Source organism: Streptomyces viridifaciens (assembly GCF_001888885.2).
GTDB lineage: Bacteria > Actinomycetota > Actinomycetes > Streptomycetales > Streptomycetaceae > Kitasatospora > Kitasatospora aureofaciens.
In genome coordinates this window covers 2,086,255-2,105,498 of the sequence record NZ_CP090841.1, presented here as the reverse complement: position 1 = coordinate 2,105,498, position 19,244 = coordinate 2,086,255, and the positions used below count along the sequence as shown (strand labels likewise).

Sequence of the window (19,244 nt, the reverse complement as noted above, 5' to 3'; positions counted from 1 at the left end):
CCGGCCGGGGGTGGTCGGTCTCCTCGCGGCGCCCGGCCCGCCGTCTCGGCGGGCCGGGCACGGAGGCGCTCAGGCCCAGGCGAGGTGCTCGCGGTTGTGGGCGAGCAGCCGGTCCGTGAGCTGGTCGGCGAGTTCGATCCGGCCGACCAGCGGGTGGGCGAGCAGGGCGTCGAAGACCCGGTCGCGTCCGCCGTGCAGGGCGGCGTCGAGCGCGAGGTGCTCGTACGAGGTGACGGCGGAGATCAGCCCGGCGAACAGCGGCTCGACCGGCCGCTGCGGCAGCGGCCGGACGCCGTCGGCGTCCACCTCGGCCGGGACCTCGATGACGGCGTCGTCGGGCAGGAAGGGCAGCACCCCGTCGTTGCGGGTGTTGACCACCTGGACGGACGCCCCGCCGGCGGTGCCCAGCAGCGCCGAGATCAGCTGGACGGCCGCCTCCGAGTAGAAGGCGCCGCCGCGCTTGCCGAGCAGTTCGGGCTTGGTGTCCAGCGCGGGGTCGGCGTACAGCTCCAGCAGCTGCCGTTCGATCTCGGCGACCTGCGCGGCCCGCGAGCCCTGGGCCAGGAGCTCCTCGACCACCGCGTCGTGCTGGTAGAAGTACCGCAGGTAGTAGGAGGGCACCACGCCGAGCCGTTGCACGAAGGCCTGCGGCAGGTGGAGGTCGTCGGCGATCTCCTTGCCGAAGTCGGCGAGCAGGGTGGGCAGCACCTCCCGGCCGCTCGTGGCGCCCGGCGCGTCCAGCAGGGTCACCCCGCGCTCCCAGGTGAGGTGGTTGAGCCCGACGTGGTCCAGCCGGACCAGCTCCGGGTCCACCCCCAGATGGGCCGCGAACTTGCGCTGGAAGCCGATCGCGACGTTGCACAGCCCGACGGCCTTGTGGCCGGCGCTCTGCAGGGCGCGGGTGACGATGCCGACCGGGTTGGTGAAGTCGACGATCCAGGCGTCCGGGTTGGTCCTGCGGACCTGCTCGGCGATGCCGAGGACGACCGGTACGGTGCGCAGCGCCTTGGCGAGCCCGCCCGCGCCGGTGGTCTCCTGGCCGACGCAGCCGCACTCCAGCGGCCAGGTCTCGTCCTGGTTGCGCGCGGCCTGCCCACCGACCCGCAGTTGGAGCAGTACGGCGTCGGCGTCCGCGACGCCCGCCGTCAGGTCGGTGGTCACCGACACCGCGGCGGGGTGCCCCTGCTTGGCGAAGATCCGCCGGGCGAGCCCGCCGATCAGCTCCAGCCGCTCGGCGGCCGGGTCGATCAGCACCAGTTCGCCGATCGGCAGGGTGTCGCGCAGCCGGGCGAAGCCGTCGATCAGCTCCGGGGTGTACGTCGAACCGCCGCCGACGACGGCCAGCTTGAGCGCGGAACTGCCGGACTTGAGTGTGGCGGCCATCAGCCCTTGACCCCTGTCAGTGTCACGCCTTCGATGAAGGCCTTCTGAGCGAAGAAGAAGAGGACGATCACCGGGGCCATCACCAGCAGGGTGGCGGCCATGGTGAGGTTCCAGTTGGTGTGGTGGGCGGCCTTGAACGACTCCAGGCCGTAACTGAGCGTCCAGGCCTGGTGGTTGTTGCTGGCGTAGATCTGCGGGCCGAAGTAGTCGTTCCAGCAGTAGAAGAACTGGAACAGGGCGACGGCGGCGATGGCCGGTTTGGCCATCGGCAGGACGACCCGCAGCAGGGTGCGCAGGTCGCCGCAGCCGTCGATCCGGGCGGCCTCGACGTACTCCTTGGGGATGGTCATCAGGAACTGGCGCAGCAGGAAGATCGAGAACGCGTCGCCGAAGGCCATCGGGATGATCAGTGGCCAGAGCGAGCCGCCCAGGCCCATCTGCTTGGCCCAGAACAGGTACATCGGGATGACGGTGACCTGCGGGGGCAGCATCATCATCGCGATGACCGCCATCAGTGCCAGGTTGCGGCCGCGGAAGCGGAACTTGGCGAGCGCGTAGGCGACGGGCAGGCTGGAGACGACGGTGAGCAGGGTGCCGGCGCCGGCGTACACCAGGGTGTTGCGCCACCAGGTGAGGAAGCCGGGGGTGTCCCAGACCTTGCCGTAGTTGCCCCAGTTCCAGGAGGTGGGCCAGTAGTCGGTGGTGAGCGCCTGCTGGTCGTCCATCACCGAGGTGAGGAAGACGAAGACGAAGGGCAGCAGGAAGAACAGTGCGGCGGCGATGGCCAGCGAGTGCACGGCCACCCAGTGGAGCACCGCCCGGCGCCGGGCGGCCCGGGCGGCGGCGGTGCCGGTCCGGGAGGCGCCGGGTCGTGCCTCGGTGAGCGTGGGAGTGGAGCTGAGAGTCATGGTGGAGTCCTCAGGGGCCGCTGGTCGTCGCTCAGTCGTCGCTCGACATGAAGCCGGACCTGCGGCGGAGCAGGATCGAGGTGACGGCCATCGAGATGGCGAACAGCACCAGGGCGACGACGCAGGCCGCGCCGTAGTTGAAGCGCTGGAAGCCGAGGTTGTAGACCATCTGCGGCAGGGTCCAGGTGGAGCCCTGGGGGAAGCCGGGCTCGAACTGCTGGCCCGAGTTGCCCGCGATGCCGCTGGCGACCTTCCCGGCGACGATCGCCTGGGTGTAGTACTGCATGGTCTGGATGACCCCGGTGACCACCGCGAACATGATGATCGGCGAGACGTTCGGCAGCGTGACGTACCGGAACCTCTGGAACGGGCCGGCGCCGTCCAGTTCGGCCGCCTCGTACTGCTCCTTGGGGACGTCCAGCAGCGAGGCCATGAAGATGACCATCAGGTCGCCGATGCCCCACATGGCGAGCAGGGTGAGCGCGGGCTTGGACCAGTTCGGGTCGGCGAACCAGCCGGGCTGCGGCAGGCCGAGCTCGCCGAGCAGGTGGTTGAGCGGGCCGGTGCCGGGGTTGAGCAGGAAGGCGAAGGCCACCGTGGCGGCCACCGGCGGGGCCAGGTAGGGCAGGTAGAAGACGGTGCGGAAGAAGCCGGCGCCGGTCTTGACCCTGGTGATGAGCAGCCCGATGCCGAGGCCGAAGGCGACCCTCAGGGTCACCATGACCAGGACCAGCCACACGGTGTTGCGCAGGCCCTGCCAGAAGGTCGGCAGCTCGTCGAGGACGTAGTTCCAGTTCTTCAGCCCGTTGAAGGTCGGGGAGCCGAAGCCGTTGTACTGGGTGAAGGAGAAGTAGGCGGTGGAGACCAGCGGGTAGACGAAGAAGACGCCGAACCCGATCAGCCAGGGGGAGAGGAAGGCGAGGGTACGGGCCGCCTCCCGGCGGCGCTTCCGGCGCAGCAGGTGCTGCGTGGACGGCGCCGCCGGGTCGGTCGCCCCGGTCCCAGGGCCCTTGCGGGTGCCGAACGCGAGTGACATGGGAGCTCCGTGGACCGTTCCCGCTACTTCGCCTGGGCGATGTCGGTGTCGATCTGCCTGGCCGTGGCGGCGAGACCGGCCTGGACGTCGGGCTGCTTGCCGGACTCGACGTCGTAGCCGAGGTTCTGCAGGGAGACGATGTAGCCGCCGCCGTTGACGCTCGCCGGCGTGGTGCCCGAGTTCGGGTTCTTGGCGACGTCCAGGAAGGTCTTGAAGTTCGGGTCGCTGACCAGCTTCGGCGAGTTCAGCGCGTCGAAGGTGCTGGGCACGTTGTGGATCGCGTTGGCGAAGTTGACCACCGCGTCGGTGTCGGTGGTCAGGAACTTGACGAACTCCCAGGCCGCGGCCTGCTTCTTGCTGGTACTGGCGATGCCGACGATGGTGCCGGTCTGGTAGCCGCGGCCGTAGGTGGCGGCCTGGTCGTCCGGGACGGGGAACGGCGCGGTGGCCCAGTCGAAGTCGGGCTTGTTGTCGGCGAGCGAGGCGGTGCGCCACTCACCGTCGATGGCCATCGCGACCTGGCCGGTCTGGAAGGGGTTCTTGGCGCTGAACTCCTCGCCGAAGGTGGCGCGGTACTTGTCCAGCTTGGCGTAGCCGCCGAGCTGGTCGACCAGGCCCTTCTGCCAGCTGAGCATCGCCGCGACCTTGGGGTCGGTGGCGATGTTCGACTTGCCGTCGGCGCCGAAGTAGGTGGCGCCGTACTGGCCGAGGAAGTGCTCGGTGGTGGACTCGTAGCCGTGGTAGAGCGGCATGAAGCCGAGCTGCTTGTACGAGTCGCCGTCGGCGACGGTGAGCTTCCTGGCGTCGTCGGCGAACTCGCCGAAGGTCTTCGGCGGGGCGGTGATGCCGGCCGCGGCGAAGGCCTTCTTGTTGTAGTACAGCCCGTAGGCGTCGCCGAGCAGCGGCAGCGAGCACTGGTTGCCCTGGAACTGCGTGTAGTTGAGCATCGCGGCGGGGAAGGTCCTGGCCGCGTCGATGCCGCTCTTCTGCAGCAGCGGCTTGAGGTCGATGAAGGCCTTGGTCGAGCAGAACATGCCGACGTTGTTGGTGGTGAAGGAGGACACCACGTCCGGTGCGTCGTCGCCGCCGGCCCGCAGGGCCTGGTTGACCTTGTCGTCGGCGACGTTGCCCACCGGCTTGACGTGGATGTTGGGGTGGGCCTTCTCGAAGGCGGCGATGGTGTCGTTGATCGCCTTCACCTCGTTGTCCTGGCTCCAGCCGTGCCAGAAGGTGATGGTGACGTCCTTGCCGCTGGCGGAGTCGTCGTTGCCGCCCGACTCGCTGGAACCGGTGCAGGCGGAGGCGAACAGGGCCAGGACGGCGCTGCCCGCGACGGCGGCGACCGTGCGGCGGCCTCTGCGGGAGGTGGTGGCGTGCACTTCGAGGTCCTCCTGGGGGTGCGCGGGCAGGCGTCATCGCCTCGGGGCCCGCGTAGGGGATCGGGAGAGGTGGGTGCAGGTGAACGAGGTGACAGGGGGAGCGTCGGTGGGCCGGGCGGTCGGGCTGGGGGCTGGGCGGTTGGGCGGTTGGGCGGATCAGTGGGTGGAGAAGACCGCCTCGCGGGCGTCCGTGAGGGCGCGTTGCAGGGCGCCGAGCAGGACGGGCGAGCCGGGCAGGGCACTGCTGCGGATCTCCGGACGGGCCAGGCAGATCCGGGCCAGCTCGTCCTCGACGAGCGCGCGCAGGCGTTCACCACCGGCGCTCGGCACCGCGCCGGAGAGGACCACCAGCTGGGGGTCGACCACGGCGACGATCACGGACAGCCCGACGGCGAGCCGTCCGGCCAGTTCGGTGAGGAACGCGTCACCGGCGCCCGGGGTCTCCAGGGCCTTGGCGATCGACTCCTCCGCGCTGGGCGCGCCGAGCCCGTGCTCGCGCGCCAGGGTCCGGACAGCGGGTGCGCCGACCTGGGCCTGGAAGCCGCCGAACTTGCGGCGGCGGGCGTCCCACTCGACCGGTGAGCCGGGCACCGGCATGTAGCCGACCTCGCCGGCGCCGCCGGTGAAGCCGCGGTGCAGCCGCCCGCCGAGCACGATCGCGGCGCCGACACCGGCCTCGGCCCAGAGCAGGACGAAGTCCTCGAAACCGGCCGCCGCGCCGGAGGCCTGCTCGGCGACCGCGGCCAGGTTCACGTCGTTCTCGATCGACACCGGCGCGCCGATCGCCTCGGTCAGCTCGGCCACCAGCCGCGGCGAGTGCCAGCCGGGCAGGTGGGAGGCGTACCGGAGCTTCCCGGTGACCGGGTCCGGCGCACCGCCGACCCCGATCGCGACCGTCCGCAGGCCTCCCGCCGGCACCCCGGCGGCCCGCACCGCCTCGGCGACGGCGGCGGCCACCCCCGGCACGGTCCCGGCGGCCGGGACGCCTCTGGTGGACACGCTGTGCTCGGCCACCGTGCTGCCGGTGATGTCGGCGACGGCGACTCTGATCCCGCTGTTGGTGACGTCCAGCCCGGCGACGTACCCGGCGGCCGGGTTCACCTGGTACAGCTGCGCGTTGGGGCCCGGCCCACCCTCGGTGGTGCCGACCGGCACCACCAGCCCGGCCGCCTCCAGCCGGGACAGCAGCTGGGAGGCCGTGGGCTTGGACAGCCCGGTCAGCGCGCCGATCTGGGTACGGGACAGCGGCCCGTTCTCCAGCAGCAGTTCGAGGGCGGCGCGGTCGTTGATGGCGCGCAACAGACTGGGGGTGCCGGCGAGGGGAGCCTTGGCGGTGCTCTTGGTCATGCCCGGAATCCTCCCCTTCCCACCGACCGACGTGAACTGTTAGGAAACTTTCCAGTCGCTTGGCACAGGACCGTACGGTCCACCTCACCGGGGTGTCAATGCCCGCCCGACCGCCAGATGCCGAAGCGTTACCGGCCGCCCGGACCGCCACCGGCGGCCGGAGCGCCACCCGGAAAGGGAAGAGCCCCGCCCCCACCGGAGTGGGAGCGGGGCTCTCGGGCGACCGGGTCCGTTACGCCTTCCCGAGCGTCGGGTCGTCCGTCGGGGCCTTGGGCAGCGGGATCGGTTCGCTCGCGCGGTAGCGGGGCGAGGTGGGGTCGGACAGGGCGGACGGCGGAGCGGGCTCCGCCGCGGTGATCGAGACGCCGGTGGCCACCGCGGTGGCCTCCTCCTTGACCTTGATCCCTGCCTGGTCGAAGGCCGTCTTCAGCCGCTGGCGCAGCGCCCGGGAGACCACCGCCGCCTTGCCCGGCGCGGTCCGGGCCTCGACCCGCACCATCACCGAGTCCGCCGCCACCGACTCCACGCCCAGGACCGACACCGGCGCCCAGACCAGCTCGTCGTAGGGCGCCTCCTTGGCCAGCCCCTCGGCGGTCTCCTGGATCAGGTCCTCGACCCGCTGCAGGTCCTCCTTGTACCCGACCTGCACGTCCACCGTGGCGGTCGCCCATCCCTGGCTCATGTTGGCGATCCGCTTCACCTCGCCGTTGCGGATGTACCAGATCTCGCCGTTGGCCCCGCGCAGCTTGGTCACCCGCAGCCCGACCTCCAGCACCGTGCCGGTGGCCACCCCGGTGTCGATCTCGTCGCCGACGCCGTACTGGTCCTCCATGATCATGAAGACCCCGGAGAGGAAGTCCGTCACCAGGTTGCGGGCGCCGAAACCGATCGCCACACCGGCCACACCGGCGCTGGCCAGCAGCGGTGCCAGATTCATCCCCAGCGCGGAGAGCACCATCAGCGCCGCCGTGCCCAGGATGGTGAAGGACGCCACGCTGCGCAGCACCGAGCCGATCGCCTCCGAGCGCTGCTGACGCCGCTCCGGGTTCACCACCCCGTGGTTGGCCAGCAGCCCGCCGAGCCGGCTCTCCTCGCTGTGGTCGTGGCCGCGCGCCATCCGCGTTATCAGCTGGGTGATCAGCTTGCTCACCACGACCCGCAGCACCAGCGCCAGCACGATGATCAGGACGATCTGCAGGCCGGCCGCCAGCCAGCTCTGCCAGTGGGTGTCGAACCAGCTGGCCGCCTGCTTGGTGGTGTCGGTGACCTCCTGCGCGCTGGTGGGGATCCGCAGCTGCGGCAGCTCCGGCGCGGTGGGGGACGCGGTGGGGGACGGCACCGGCGTCGGGGTGGAGAGCGCCGGGGACGCGTCGATCGGACCGGTGGCGCCGAAGCGGAACACGTGCGGGACCTTCCTTGCTGGGGGCCTGGCCGGTCCGCGCCGCGCGAGCGGCCCACGGACCGTGCGGGCTAGCCTATCCGGCGCCGAACGCCTGCCCGGACCCGCCGACCGGCGCATCGGAAGAACTGCACGCCCGGGTAGTCCTCCTCCACACCTCTTGCACACTCCCCGGATGCTTGAACTACCGTCCGTGCTGTGAAGATCGTGGTGCGTGTGAGATTGGAGGTGTCGGCCTACCAGGCAGACGCCCTCGCAGCCACCTTGCGTGCGTGCAACCGGGCGGCGAACCACGTCTCCCGGATCGCGTTCGACTCCGGGGAGAAGCGGCGCAACGGTCTCCAGCCGAAGGTGTACCGGCATATCAAGGATGAATTCGACCTCTCCGCACAGCCTGCCTGTCGCGTGGTGAAGAAGGTTTGCGACGCCTATGCCACGCTGAATGCGACCGTCAAGGCCGGGAGGCTCGGCCCAAGCGGTGACAAACGGCGGAACAGGGCGGAGTCGAAGCCGATCTCATTTCGCGAGTACGCGGCCCAGGCGTTCGACGACCGCTGTCTGTCGTGGAACACGGACCAGCGCACCGTCAGCATTTGGACGGTTTCAGGCCGCTTGAAGGGCATTCGGTTCACTTGCTCGGACGGGGCGGCAAAAGTGCTGGCCGAACACCGACGAGGTGAGTCGGACCTCGTTCATCGCGATGGCCGTTGGTATCTGTTCGCCACCTGTGACGTTCCGGCCCCTGCCGCCTACCTGCCCTCGGACTGGCTGGGTGTGGACCTCGGGATCGTCAACATCGCCACCACCTCGGACGGCACCGTGCTGTCCGGTAGACGTCTGGAGCGTTACCGGAAGCGTATGGTTCACCTGCGTGCCAAGCTCCAGATGAAGAAGACCAAGAGCGCCAAAAGGCGACTCAAAGCCCTGCGGCGACGTGAGCAGCGTTTCGCCACAGATACCAACCACAGCATCTCCAAGACCATCGTCACTACCGCTGAACGCACCTCGCGCGGGATCGCCCTGGAAGACCTCACGGGCATTCGCGAAAGGGTCAAGGCCAAGCACGACCAGCGGTACCGTCTGCACTCCTGGGCGTTCGCCCAGCTCGGGGCATTCGTGGAGTACAAGGCCAAGCGCGCCGGAGTGCCCGTCGTGCGTGTCAATCCGGCCCATACCTCCCGGCAATGCTCCGCCTGCTGGCACACTCACCGACACAACCGGGTGAATCAGGCCGCCTTTGCCTGTCGTGCATGTGGGACCACCCTTCACGCAGATGTCAATGGCTCCCGCAACATCCGCCACCGTGCGGCTGATGCGTGGACGCGGGGCGCTGTCAACCGTCCCACCAGCGCGTAGGGCGCCGGTCAGACGCGGACGCCACTGACGGGGCGACTCGCCGGAAGCATGGTGATCCGCAAGCCCGACCGATCACGTCGGGCTGTTGACGTCAGGTCCGTTACACAGGAGTGGTGGCGCCACGTGAGGGCGTAAGGCGACACTGGGGGAGATCGCGCACTCGTTGCGGGATCCAACCGCTCGTCCCGGCGCGAGCCACGCGCCGCAGGCGTCCAAGGAGGCATCCGTGCCGCATGTCCTGGTCCTCAACGCGTCCTACGAGCCACTCGGCGTCGTATCGATGCGCCGCGCACTCATCCTGGTCCTCAACCACAAGGCGGTCAGCCTGGAGGACACGGGAGTCACTCTGCACAGCGCCACCAGCGCCCTACCGGCGCCGTCCGTCGTCCGTCTGACCCGCTTCGTCCGGGTCCCGTTCTGCGGGCCCGTCCCGCTCACCCGCCGGGCGCTGTTCGCCCGCGACCACGGCCGCTGCGTCTACTGCGGGGCCGCCGCCACCAGCGTCGACCACGTCATCCCGCGCAGCCGGGGCGGCCAGCACCGGTGGGACAACGTGGTGGCGGCCTGCCGCCGCTGCAACCACACCAAGGCCGACCGCCACCTGACCGAGCTCGGCTGGCGGATGAAACGACCACCTGCACCGCCCAGCGGCCTCGCCTGGAGGATCATCGGCACCGGGATCAAGGACCCGCGCTGGCGGCCCTATCTGGAGCCGTACGGCGGCGGTGACCAGCTGCGCGCCCCGCAGTGGGGCGAGTACGAGCACCACGACCATACCGAGCCGACCCACTCCGTCCCGATCGGCCGGGCGCACGCCGCCCACCCCGCCCCCATCCGCCGCGGCGAGCAGCCCGAACCGCTCTCCGCCTGACCGAAGCGACACAAAGGGCCCGCCCGTCACACGTCGGTACGCGCCTCATGGGCCGCCGCGCCCCCCGCGAAGGGGAGCCCGGCGGCCCGCCGCATTCCCCCCTTCTTCGAGCCGGCTCGCCTCCGGGGCGCTCCCGGCCCGGTGCCGACGGTCGGCGCTCCCCCGCTCCTGCGTCGCTCCCCCGCTTCTCCCTTGCGACACCGGCGCGCCCCTTCGGCCCGTCGGCTACGGCCCCGGATGTCGCTACGGCTTCGTCGCCGGCGGCGCGACCGGCGCCCCCGACGGGCCTGGCTGGCCCGGCGGGTTGGCCGGCGGCTGCGGCGGGGCGGCCGGAGCCGTGACGGCGTACAGCTCGATGCCGTACAGCGAGTAGCCGAACTTGGTGGCCCGCGCCACGCCCTGCATCCGGACGTACCGGACGTTCGGCGCGTCGAAACGCACCGTCTCGTCGCCGCCCTTGCCGTTGTCCACCGTCGCCGCGTCCGTCCAGCTGCTGCCGTCCGCCGAGACCTGGATCTTGTACGAGGAGGCGTACGCGGACTGCCAGTGCAGCACCGCCGCGCCCAGGTGGGCCGCCTGCGGCAGCGCGAGCTGCACCCAGGCGTCGTCCTTGGCCGGCGAGGACCAGCGGGACTTCGGGTCGCCGTCGGCCACCGCCGAGGCCGGGAAGTTCGGCGTCTCGTCGCCCGAGGAGCTGGCCTGCGCGCCGACCGCCAGGTCCGGACCGCCGGTCGGCGGCACCACGTGCACCTGCAGCACCTGCTTCACGGTGGTGCCGCCCGCCACGTACGACACCGACACCTGGTACGTCCCGGAGGGCGTCCCCTGCGCGGCGGTGACCAGCAGCGGCACGCCCACCCGGCCGCCGCGCGGCACCGTCACCGCGCCGGACGGGGTCACGGTCAGGCCCTTGGCGGCGGCCGGTACCTCGGTGCGCAGCTCGCCGCTGGTGCCCTCGGGGCGGCCGGCCTCGACGGTGGCCCGGGTCGTGGCGGGTGCCGCGGCGCCGGTGACCACGTCCAGGGCCGGGTCGGCGAGGCTCAGCCGAGCCGCCGGGGCGTCCGCGTACCAGGGGATCACCTGGTTGACCACCGGCGGGTCGCCGCCGGGCTTCCAGGTCAGCCGGAACGCGTCGGCGGCCTGCCCGCCGGCCGGCAGTTCGTTGTAGCCGGGCTGCACGGTGCCGATGTCCACCCAGGTGCCGTCGGCGTGGCGCACCGCGACCGTGGCGGTGGCGCGCACGTTCGGGTCGGTCAGCACGGTGAGCCGGTCCAGCGGACGGGCGCTGCCGAGTTCGACGACGAGCGGCTCGTCCAGCGCGGTGGGCGCCTGGGCGGCCCGGTACGCGGTGTCCGGGTTGCCGTCCAGGACGGCCGCGGCCGAGGAGCCGGGCAGCGCGGCCGGCCCGCCGGAGACGCTGGCCGGGGACTCGTCCGGGGCGGTCACGGTGAACTCGCGCACCGCCACGGCGGTCTTCTGCGCGGCGGTCGCCCGCAGCCGCACCGCCCGTACCACGGTGCCGGCCGGCAGCTGGGCGCTGACCGTCTTCTGGTTCTTCACCACGGCGAGCCGCTGCCAGCCGCCCTCGCCGGTGCTGTACTCCAGCACGCCGTCGCGGATGTAGTCGTCCACGGCGTTCTGCGCGTCCGGGCCGTCGCCCCAGCCGCCCATCAGCACGGTGACGCCGCTGATCGGGCGGCCCGCGCCGAGGTCGACGCCGACCGAGTCGCCGGGCTGCGGGGGAGCCGAGCTCCAGTAGAAGGTGTCGGCCTGGCCGTCGACCATCAGCGCGGGCAGGTGGTCGTGCGCGGTGCCCATGCTGGAGGTCGGGGTGACCCCTCCGCTGACCACGCCGGACCAGTTGTCGGCGGCCCGCACGGCGCGGTCCAGGAACGGGCCGAGCACGCCCGCGCCGATGGTCGCCGGGGCCTGGGCGAGCTGCGCGCGCAGTCCGTTGAGCTGCACCCGGGCCTTCCAGGCCGCCGTGCCGTCGCCGCCGTGCTGGGCCAGCAGCATGTCCAGTGCGGCCTGCCCGGCCAGCCCGTAGTCGTGCAGGGGGCCCAGCCAGGGGCCGGCCTCGGCGGCCAGCTGGGCGGTGGCCTGGCTGCCGGCCAGGGTCTGCTGGGCGCCCGCCATCGCGGTGAAGGCGTCCCGCAGCGGGGCCGCCGCCGCTATCAGCTTGTTGAGGTCGGGAGCCGCGCCGGAGGTGGGCTCGGCGTTCGCCCAGAACTGGTCCAGCAGCGGTTGCAGGTAGCCGGACTCCCGCTTGGCCAGCGGCGAGGAGGTGCTGTTGCCGGCCAGCGCGGTGACGGCGGACAGCACCGACCCGGCGGGCGTGGCGGCGGCGCCGGTCGGCCCGGCCAGCGAGCGCACCGCGGCCTGCCAGGATTCGTCGGGCTTGTAGCCGGTCGGGTTCCAGGCGAAGTCGCCGGCCGTGGCGAGCGCGATCCGGGAGGCCACCGGCTGCTGCATCGCGCCGGTCAGCAGCACCGCCGAGCGGGTCGCCACCTCCGGGTCGCGACCGGTGTAGGCGCCGAGGAAGAGCCGGTCCGGGCTGGCGTCGTTGACGGGGTAGTTGTCCATGGTGACCAGCGGGTGCCCGTACAGGGTGCCGGTGTCCGAGGTCTGGGCGCCGGTGATCTTCTCCGGGATCACCGCGCCGCCGCTCCAGGCCACCTGCACCCCGGCCGGCAGCGCGTCGGCCAGCGCCTTGCGGTACGGCGTCGAGCCCTGCTTGTGGTACTCGGTCGGGACGACGGACAGCGGCGCCAGGCCCGGGTTCTTCGCGATCAGCCGGTCCTGCACCTTCTTGACCAGCGCGGCCTGCGCCTTGGCCGCGGCGGCCGGACCGGTGCCGTACTCGTCGCGGTCGTCGCCGCAGTGCCACTCGTCGTAGCTGACGTCCAGGAACTGCAGCTGGAACGCGGTGAAGCCGAGCTTGCGCAGCCCGTCAAGCTTCTTGACCAGCGCGTCGACGTCGTCGTCGTCGCTGAAGCAGAGGGACTGCCCCGGGTCGATCGCGTAGCCCAGGGTGACGTGGTTCAGCCGGGCCCGGTCACCGAGCTCGCGCAGGTCGGACTGCTGGTCGGCGGGGTAGGCGTCGCGCCAGCGGCTGAGCCGGAACGGGTCGTCACCCGGGGCGTAGAGGTAGAAGTTCTGCTTGGAGCGGCCCAGGAAGTCCACCTGCTCGAGCCGCTGCCGGGCGGTCCACGGGGTGCCGTAGAACGCCTCCGCGGTGCCGCGCACCGCCGCGCCGCTCGGCCAGTCCCGCAGCGTGATCCCGGGCAGGCCGAGCCCGGCCGCGCCCGGCCCCTGGCCCTGCCCGGCCGGTACGGCGGCGAGCAGCTGGCGCAGGCTCTGCGCGGCGTAGAAGGTGCCGGACGCGTCCGCGCCCGCCAGCACCACCGCGCCGTACGTCCCCCCGCCCTGGGCGGGCAGCTGACCGGTCGACAGCACGTAGCCGCCGGGCGGCATGCCCGCGGTGGACGGCGCGGAGCCGTCCTTGCCGCCGGCCGCGGCGCTCAGCTGGCGCAGCGTCCGGTCCATCTCGCCCCCGGCGCCCTCGGCGGGCCCGCCGACGTACACCACCAGCGAGCCGGCCGCCGGCGTCCCGCCGTCCGCCTGCGGGGACACGTCGGTGGCCCCGGCGACGGCCAGCACCTCGCGGACGGCGTCCACCGCGCCCCGGTCCACCTTGGGCGCGGTCACCAGCGTCACGGCGGTCGGCACGGTGACCGCCTTGCCCGCCACCGTCTGCTCCTGCGGGTGCGGGAACACCTGCGGATCGGTCACGCTGCCCAGCGGCGTCTGAGGCGCGGTGCTCACCACGTCCGGCCCGGGAGTCGCCGCGTACGCCGTCGACGGCAGCGGTCCGGCCAGCAGCCCGCCGACCACCGCCGCGGTCACCACCCCGGCCGCGATCTGCATCGCCCGCCGCCCCGGCCGCCCGGCCGCACGCTCCGCCCGCACCGACGCCAACAGCGGCTCCGTCCCCTTCAGATCGGCGATCACCCGGTCCGCGGTCCGCGGCGCCAGCTGACGGCACGTCCGCGCCGTCGCCCGCCGCGCCGCCAGCGCCGCCGGATGGTGCAGCACCTCGCGCAGCGCCGGAGTCTGCTCCAACTGCTGCCGCAGCCGCCGCCCGGCCACAACGGACACACGGGCTTGCACAGGGGCCTCCTCGCCAGGCCTGGACCACAACGCGAGCAACCCCACCAGCTACCCAACCCGGTGTCAATGTCATCGACGGCTATGCCTAGTTTGCGACGAAATATCCAACTTTCCTGACCAGTCGTCACCTGCCGGGTGATCGCCGTCGGGGCGCCCCCGCCGATCCGGCCCGCGCAAACGTGTCGCGCAGCGTCATCGGGTCGTCACGCGGGTAGGACTTGGGAGTCCTGACCGGGCGTTGCCGAGACATCGCAGGAGCCGCGAGTGGCCGCTTACCACGACAGTGACGGAGCCGACGGGCTGAAGGTGCCGGCGCAGGACGCGCCGCCACCGCCGGCCGAACTGGTGGCACTGGCGCAGGCGTACGGGGTGGATGCCCGGTATCCGGGGCCGGGTGGGCAGGCGGTGGGGGCGCGGACGCTGGTGGCGGTGCTGGGCGCGCTGGGGGTGGCGGCGGAGACGCCGGAGGAGGTGCGGGAGTCGCTGGAGCGTCACCGTGCCGAGCAGCAGAGCAAGTTGCTGCCGCCCTGTGTGGTGGTCCGGCAGGGGCGGCGCACCGCGCTGGACGTGCCGGCCGACGCCCGGCTCCACGTGGAACTGGAGGGCGGCGGCAGTTGGGAGCTGCCGCGCGGCCACTCCCACTGGCTGCCCGCCGACCTCCCGCTCGGGCGGCACGTCCTCAAGGCGGAGTGCAGCGGCAGGAGGGAGAAGGCGCCGCTGATCGTCGCCCCGCAGCGGCTGCCCCAACTCCCCGGCCGTAGCTGGGGCTTCCTCGCCCAACTGTACTCCGTCCTGTCCGACCGCTCCTGGGGCATGGGCGACCTCGGCGACCTCTCGGAGCTGGCGCAGTGGGCGGGCGCCGGCCTCGGCGCGGGCTTCGTGCAGATCAACCCGCTGCACCAGGGACTGCCCGGCACGCCCTCCGACCCGTCCCCGTACCGCCCGTCCTCCCGCCGCTTCGCCGACCCGGTGCACCTGCGGATCGAGGCCGTCCCCGAGTACGCCTACCTGACGGGAGAACAGCGGGCAGAGGCGGGCGACCTCACCCGCCGCGCCGCACGCCTTCGCGACGAAGTCCTCGCCCACGACGGCCTGGTCGACCGCGACGCCGTGTGGGCGCTCAAGCGCCAGGCGCTCCAGCTCCTCCACGAGGTTTCGCGCGGCCCTGGCCGCCAGGCGGCGTACGAGGAGTTCCAGCGGCGCGAGGGCGAGTGGCTGCACCGGAACGCGCTGTGGAACGCCCTGGCCGAGGTGCACGGCGCCGACTGGCACCACTGGCCGAAGGGTCTGCGTCACCCGAACGGCCCACACATCGAGCAGGCGGCCAAGGAACTCGAAACACAGGTCGAGTTCCACCGCTGGCTCGCCTGGCAGGTCGACCAGCAGCTCGCCGCCGCCCAGCGCAGCGCCCGCGAGGCCGGTATGCCGGTCGGCCTGATCCATGACCTCGCCGTCGGCGTCCACCCGGACGGCGCCGACGCCTGGGCGCTCCAGGACGTGCTGGCCGGCGGCATCTCGACGGGCGCCCCGCCGGACGCCTTCAACGCCCACGGTCAGGACTGGGGCCTCCCGCCCTGGCGCCCGGACGCCCTGGCCGCCGCCGGCTACGCCCCGTACGCGGAACTCCTGCGCGCGGCCACCCGCCACGCCGGAGCCCTCCGCATCGACCACGTGATGGGCCTCTTCCGCCTCTGGTGGGTCCCGATCGGCCACCCGCCCACCGAGGGCGCCTACGTCCGCTACGACGCCGAGGCGATGCTCGGCGTGCTGGCCCTGGAGGCGCACCGGTCCGGTACGGCGGTGATCGGCGAGGACCTGGGCACCGTCGAACCGGGCGTACGCGAGGAACTGGCGGCCCGGGGCATCCTCGGCACCTCCGTGCTCTGGTTCGAGCGGGACTGGCAGGCCGACGGCGGCATCCTGCCCCCCGACCGCTGGCGCCCCGGCTGCCTGGCCACCCTCACCACCCACGACCTGCCGAGCACCGCCGCCCGCCTCTCCGGCGAGCACGTCGAGCTGCGCCACCGCCTCGGCCTGCTGGCCCGTCCACTCCCCGAGGAGCAGCAGGAGGCCGCCGCCGAGCTGGCCGACTGGCGGGCCGAGCTGGTGAGCCGAGGCCTGCTCGGCCCGGACGAGCCGCTGTCGATGCCGGTGCTCTACCGCTTCCTCCGCTCCACTCCGGCGGAGCTGGTCGGCGTCTGGCTGCCGGACCTGGTCGGCGACCCGCGCCCGCAGAACCTGCCCGGCACCTGGGACCAGTACCCGAACTGGCGCCTCCCGGTCGCCGACGGCGCGGGCGACCCGGTCACCCTGGACCGCCTCGCCACCACCCCCGCCGCCCGACTCCTCGCCCACCTCCTGGCCCTGCCCAGCCCGAAGCCGCCCCGCTGACCGCAGAACACACCCCGACGCGCGCCCTGCCATAAGCGGCGGGTAAGTTGGAAACGTGGACAAGAGGAACGCTTTGCGAGCCGGCGCGGTCTGCGCAACGGTCACGCTGATGATGCTGCTGTCGTCGCCCGCCATGGCCCTCACCAGGGACGACGGTGACGACCCGGGTACCGGTCTGAGCGTCGGCCAGACCGTCGGCCTGTACGTGCTGATCCCGCTCGCCGCGTTCGCGATCATCGCGGGCCTGGCGGCCCTGCCGTACGGCAAGAAGAAGAAGTAGCCGCCGCGTCCACCGGACCAGACGTCCACCGAGGACCCGCACAGCCCTGAGGGGGCGCCGGACGAACCGTCCGGCGCCCCCTCGGGCTTTCAGCTTCAGCGGGCCCCGGCCGCCTTGTCGACCGCCTGCGCCCTGAGCGCGCGCTCGACTCCGGCCCGGGCCTCGACCACCTGGCGCCGCAGCGCCGGCGCCGGCTCGGCCGAGGCCAGCCAGGCGTCCGTGGCGGCCAGCGTCGCCTCGGAGACCTGGAGCGCCGGGTACAGTCCGACGATGATCTGCTGCGAGATCTCGTGGCTGCGGGTCTCCCAGATGTGCTTCACCACGGCGAAGTACTTCTCCGCGTACGGCGCCAGCAGCTCCCGCTGGTCCGACTGCTGGAAGCCGGCGATCACGGCCTCCTGCACATAGTTGGTCAGCTTGTCGGACTCCACCACCGAGGCCCAGGCCTGCGCCTTCGCCTCCGCGGTCGGGCGGGAGGCGCGGCAGGTGGCCGCGTGCTCCTGGCCGGCCGCGGTGTTGTCCCGCTCCAGCTCGGCGACGACCGCCGCCTCGTCGGCGCGGCCGGTGGCGGAGAGCCGGGACAGCAGCGTCCAGCGCAGCTCGGTGTCCACCGCCAGGCCCTTGATCTCCACCGAGCCGTCCAGCAGCCCGGCCAGCAGGTCGAGCTGACCGTCCGTGCGGGCGACCGCGGCCAGGGTGCGGGCCCAGGCCAGCTGGTGGTCGCTGCCGGGCTCGGCGGCGCGCAGGTGCTCCTCGGCGGCGGCGGCCCAGCGGGTGAGGCCCTGCTCGCGCCAGTCCGGGTCGGTGTAGGCGTCCAGGGCCAGCTTGACCTGGCGCTGCACGGACTGCACGACCCCGATGTCGGTCTCCCGCCCGATGCCGGACAGCGCCAGCGACAGGTAGTCGCGGGCGGCCAGCTCGCCGTCGCGGGTCATGTCCCAGGCGGAGGCCCAGCACAGGGCACGCGGCAGCGATTCGGTGAAGCCGCCGAGGTTCTCGGTGACGACGGCCAGCGAGTCCTCGTCGAGGCGGATCTTGGCGTACGACAGGTCGTCGTCGTTCAGCAGCACGACGGCCGGCCGGTGGCGCCCGACCAGCTGCGGCACCTCGGTGCGGGCGCCGTCGAGGTCCAGCTCGATCCGGTCCGTGCGCACCAGCGAACCGTCGACCAGCTCGTACAGGCCGACGGCGATCCGGTGCGGCCGCAGCACGGCCTCGCCCTTGGCGCCGGCGGGCAGCGCGGGAGCCTCCTGCAGGACCGCGAACGACTCGATGTCACCGTCCGTGTTCACCACCAGGGACGGGCGCAGCACGTTGATCCCGGCCGTCTCCAGCCAGGCCTTGGACCAGGCCTTCAGGTCGCGCCCACTGGCCTCCTCCAGCGCCCCGAGCAGGTCGCTGAGCCGGGTGTTGCCCCAGGCGTGGCGCTTGAAGTAGGCGCGCACGCCCTCGAAGAAGGCGTCCTGGCCGACGTACGCCACCAGCTGCTTGAGCACCGAGGCGCCCTTGGCGTAGGTGATGCCGTCGAAGTTGACCTGGACGTCCTCCAGGTCGTTGATGTCCGCCATGATCGGGTGGGTGGACGGCAGCTGGTCCTGCCGGTAGGCCCAGGTCTTCATCTGGTTGGCGAACGTGGTCCAGGAGTGCGGCCACTTGGAGCCGGGGGCCTCGGCCTGGCAGACGGCCTCGGCGAAGGTCGCGAAGGACTCGTTGAGCCAGAGGTCGTTCCACCACTCCATGGTGACGAGGTCGCCGAACCACATGTGGGCGAGCTCGTGCAGGATCGTCGCGGCGCGCGCCTCGTACGCGGCGTCGGTGACCTTGGAGCGGAACACGTACTGGTCGCGCAGGGTGACGGCGCCCGCGTTCTCCATCGCGCCGGCGTTGAACTCCGGGACGAAGAGCTGGTCGTACTTGGCGAACGGGTACGGGTAGTCGAACTTCTCCTGGAAGTAGTCGAAACCCTGCTTGGTGACCGTGAAGATCGCCTCGGCGTCCAGGTACTCGCGCATCGAGGGGCGGCAGTAGACGCCCAGCGGCACCCGCTGCTCGCCCTTCTCGTAGGTGTCGAAGACCCCGACGTACGGGCCGGCGACGAGCGCGGTGATGTAGCTGGAGATCCGGCCGGTCGGCTCGAACTTCCAGACCTGGGTGGCGCCTTCGCCGACCGGTTCGGGGGTGGGCGAGTTGGAGACCACGACCCAGCCGGTGGGGGCGGTCACGGTGAAGGCGAACGTGGCCTTCAGGTCCGGCTGTTCGAAGTTCGCGAAGACCCGCCGGGCGTCCGGCACCTCGAACTGGGTGTACAGGTAGGTCTCGCCGTCGACCGGGTCGACGAACCGGTGCAGGCCCTCACCGGTGTTGCTGTACGCGCAGTTGGCGACCACCCGCAGCTCGTTCTCGGCGGCCAGGCCGGGCAGCGGGATGCGGCTGTCGGCGAAGCTCGCCGGGTCGAGCGCCGTGCCGTTGAGGGTGATCTCCTCGACGCCGGGGGCGACGAGGTCGATGAAGGTGTCGGCGCCGGGGGTCGAGGCGGTGAACCGGACCACGGTCGTGGACCGGAAGGTGCCGCCGTCACGGGCCGAGCCGAGGTCGAGCTCGATGTCGTACGCGTCCACCCGGATGAGGTCGGCCCGGGTGCGGGCCTCTTCGCGGGTCAGGTTGGTGCCGGGCACTCGCTGCACTCCTTCGTCAGGCTGATGGACGGAATCCTCGCATGCCCGG

At 72.2% G+C, this 19,244-nt stretch carries 12 protein-coding genes; 4 read left to right on the top strand and 8 right to left on the bottom strand.

Translation table 11 applies throughout. The features are described from left to right. Positions 1 to 69: 69 nt before the first annotated feature. The 6 genes from BOQ63_RS16675 to BOQ63_RS16650 all read right to left on the bottom strand — a co-directional run bounded on the left by BOQ63_RS16675 (position 70) and on the right by BOQ63_RS16650 (position 7,455). Positions 70 to 1,383: a 6-phospho-beta-glucosidase gene (locus BOQ63_RS16675; RefSeq protein ID WP_030287859.1), complete on the bottom strand. Its 1,314-nt coding sequence runs from the start codon at positions 1,381 to 1,383 to the stop codon at positions 70 to 72. Beyond that, positions 1,383 to 2,291: a carbohydrate ABC transporter permease gene (locus tag BOQ63_RS16670; protein ID WP_030287857.1), complete on the bottom strand. Its 909-nt coding sequence runs from the start codon at positions 2,289 to 2,291 to the stop codon at positions 1,383 to 1,385. Before BOQ63_RS16670 ends, BOQ63_RS16675 begins: the two co-directional genes overlap by 1 nt. A gap of 31 nt (positions 2,292 to 2,322) precedes the next feature. Continuing rightward, entirely contained in the window at positions 2,323 to 3,327 is a 1,005-nt protein-coding gene (locus tag BOQ63_RS16665; protein WP_078656771.1) for a carbohydrate ABC transporter permease, read from the bottom strand. Positions 3,328 to 3,350: 23 nt separating this feature from the next. Next, positions 3,351 to 4,706 (bottom strand): ABC transporter substrate-binding protein, encoded by a 1,356-nt coding sequence (locus tag BOQ63_RS16660; protein WP_072654541.1) that lies wholly within the window; start codon positions 4,704 to 4,706, stop codon positions 3,351 to 3,353. Between the two features lie 156 nt (positions 4,707 to 4,862). Further along, entirely contained in the window at positions 4,863 to 6,053 is a 1,191-nt protein-coding gene (locus tag BOQ63_RS16655) for an ROK family transcriptional regulator (RefSeq protein WP_030553389.1), read from the bottom strand. 232 nt (positions 6,054 to 6,285) lie between these two features. Continuing rightward, positions 6,286 to 7,455, bottom strand: a complete 1,170-nt coding sequence (locus BOQ63_RS16650; protein WP_370863337.1) for a mechanosensitive ion channel family protein — start codon at positions 7,453 to 7,455, stop codon at positions 6,286 to 6,288. Positions 7,456 to 7,650: 195 nt separating this feature from the next. On the opposite strand from BOQ63_RS16650, the gene BOQ63_RS16645 reads away from it, so the two are divergent. Both BOQ63_RS16645 and BOQ63_RS16640 read left to right on the top strand, forming a co-directional pair. Beyond that, positions 7,651 to 8,808, top strand: a complete 1,158-nt coding sequence (locus BOQ63_RS16645; RefSeq protein ID WP_030553391.1) for an RNA-guided endonuclease InsQ/TnpB family protein — start codon at positions 7,651 to 7,653, stop codon at positions 8,806 to 8,808. A gap of 226 nt (positions 8,809 to 9,034) precedes the next feature. Next, positions 9,035 to 9,679: an HNH endonuclease gene (locus BOQ63_RS16640; protein WP_030553393.1), complete on the top strand. Its 645-nt coding sequence runs from the start codon at positions 9,035 to 9,037 to the stop codon at positions 9,677 to 9,679. Between the two features lie 243 nt (positions 9,680 to 9,922). Here BOQ63_RS16640 and BOQ63_RS16635 read toward each other — a convergent pair whose 3' ends face one another. Continuing rightward, positions 9,923 to 13,849 (bottom strand): glycoside hydrolase family 84 protein, encoded by a 3,927-nt coding sequence (locus BOQ63_RS16635; protein WP_223885953.1) that lies wholly within the window; start codon positions 13,847 to 13,849, stop codon positions 9,923 to 9,925. A gap of 306 nt (positions 13,850 to 14,155) precedes the next feature. On the opposite strand from BOQ63_RS16635, the gene malQ reads away from it, so the two are divergent. Further along, positions 14,156 to 16,240, top strand: coding sequence for a 4-alpha-glucanotransferase (gene malQ / locus BOQ63_RS16630; protein WP_072656282.1), 2,085 nt, complete (start codon positions 14,156 to 14,158; stop codon positions 16,238 to 16,240). A 55-nt stretch (positions 16,241 to 16,295) separates the two neighbouring features. Further along, complete coding sequence (locus tag BOQ63_RS16625; protein WP_030287841.1) at positions 16,296 to 16,520, top strand: hypothetical protein; 225 nt, start codon at positions 16,296 to 16,298, stop codon at positions 16,518 to 16,520. A gap of 95 nt (positions 16,521 to 16,615) precedes the next feature. On the opposite strand, the gene pepN is transcribed toward BOQ63_RS16625, so the two are convergent. Then, entirely contained in the window at positions 16,616 to 19,195 is a 2,580-nt protein-coding gene (gene pepN, locus BOQ63_RS16620; protein ID WP_030287840.1) for an aminopeptidase N, read from the bottom strand. Between the last annotated feature and the right edge of the window lie 49 nt (positions 19,196 to 19,244).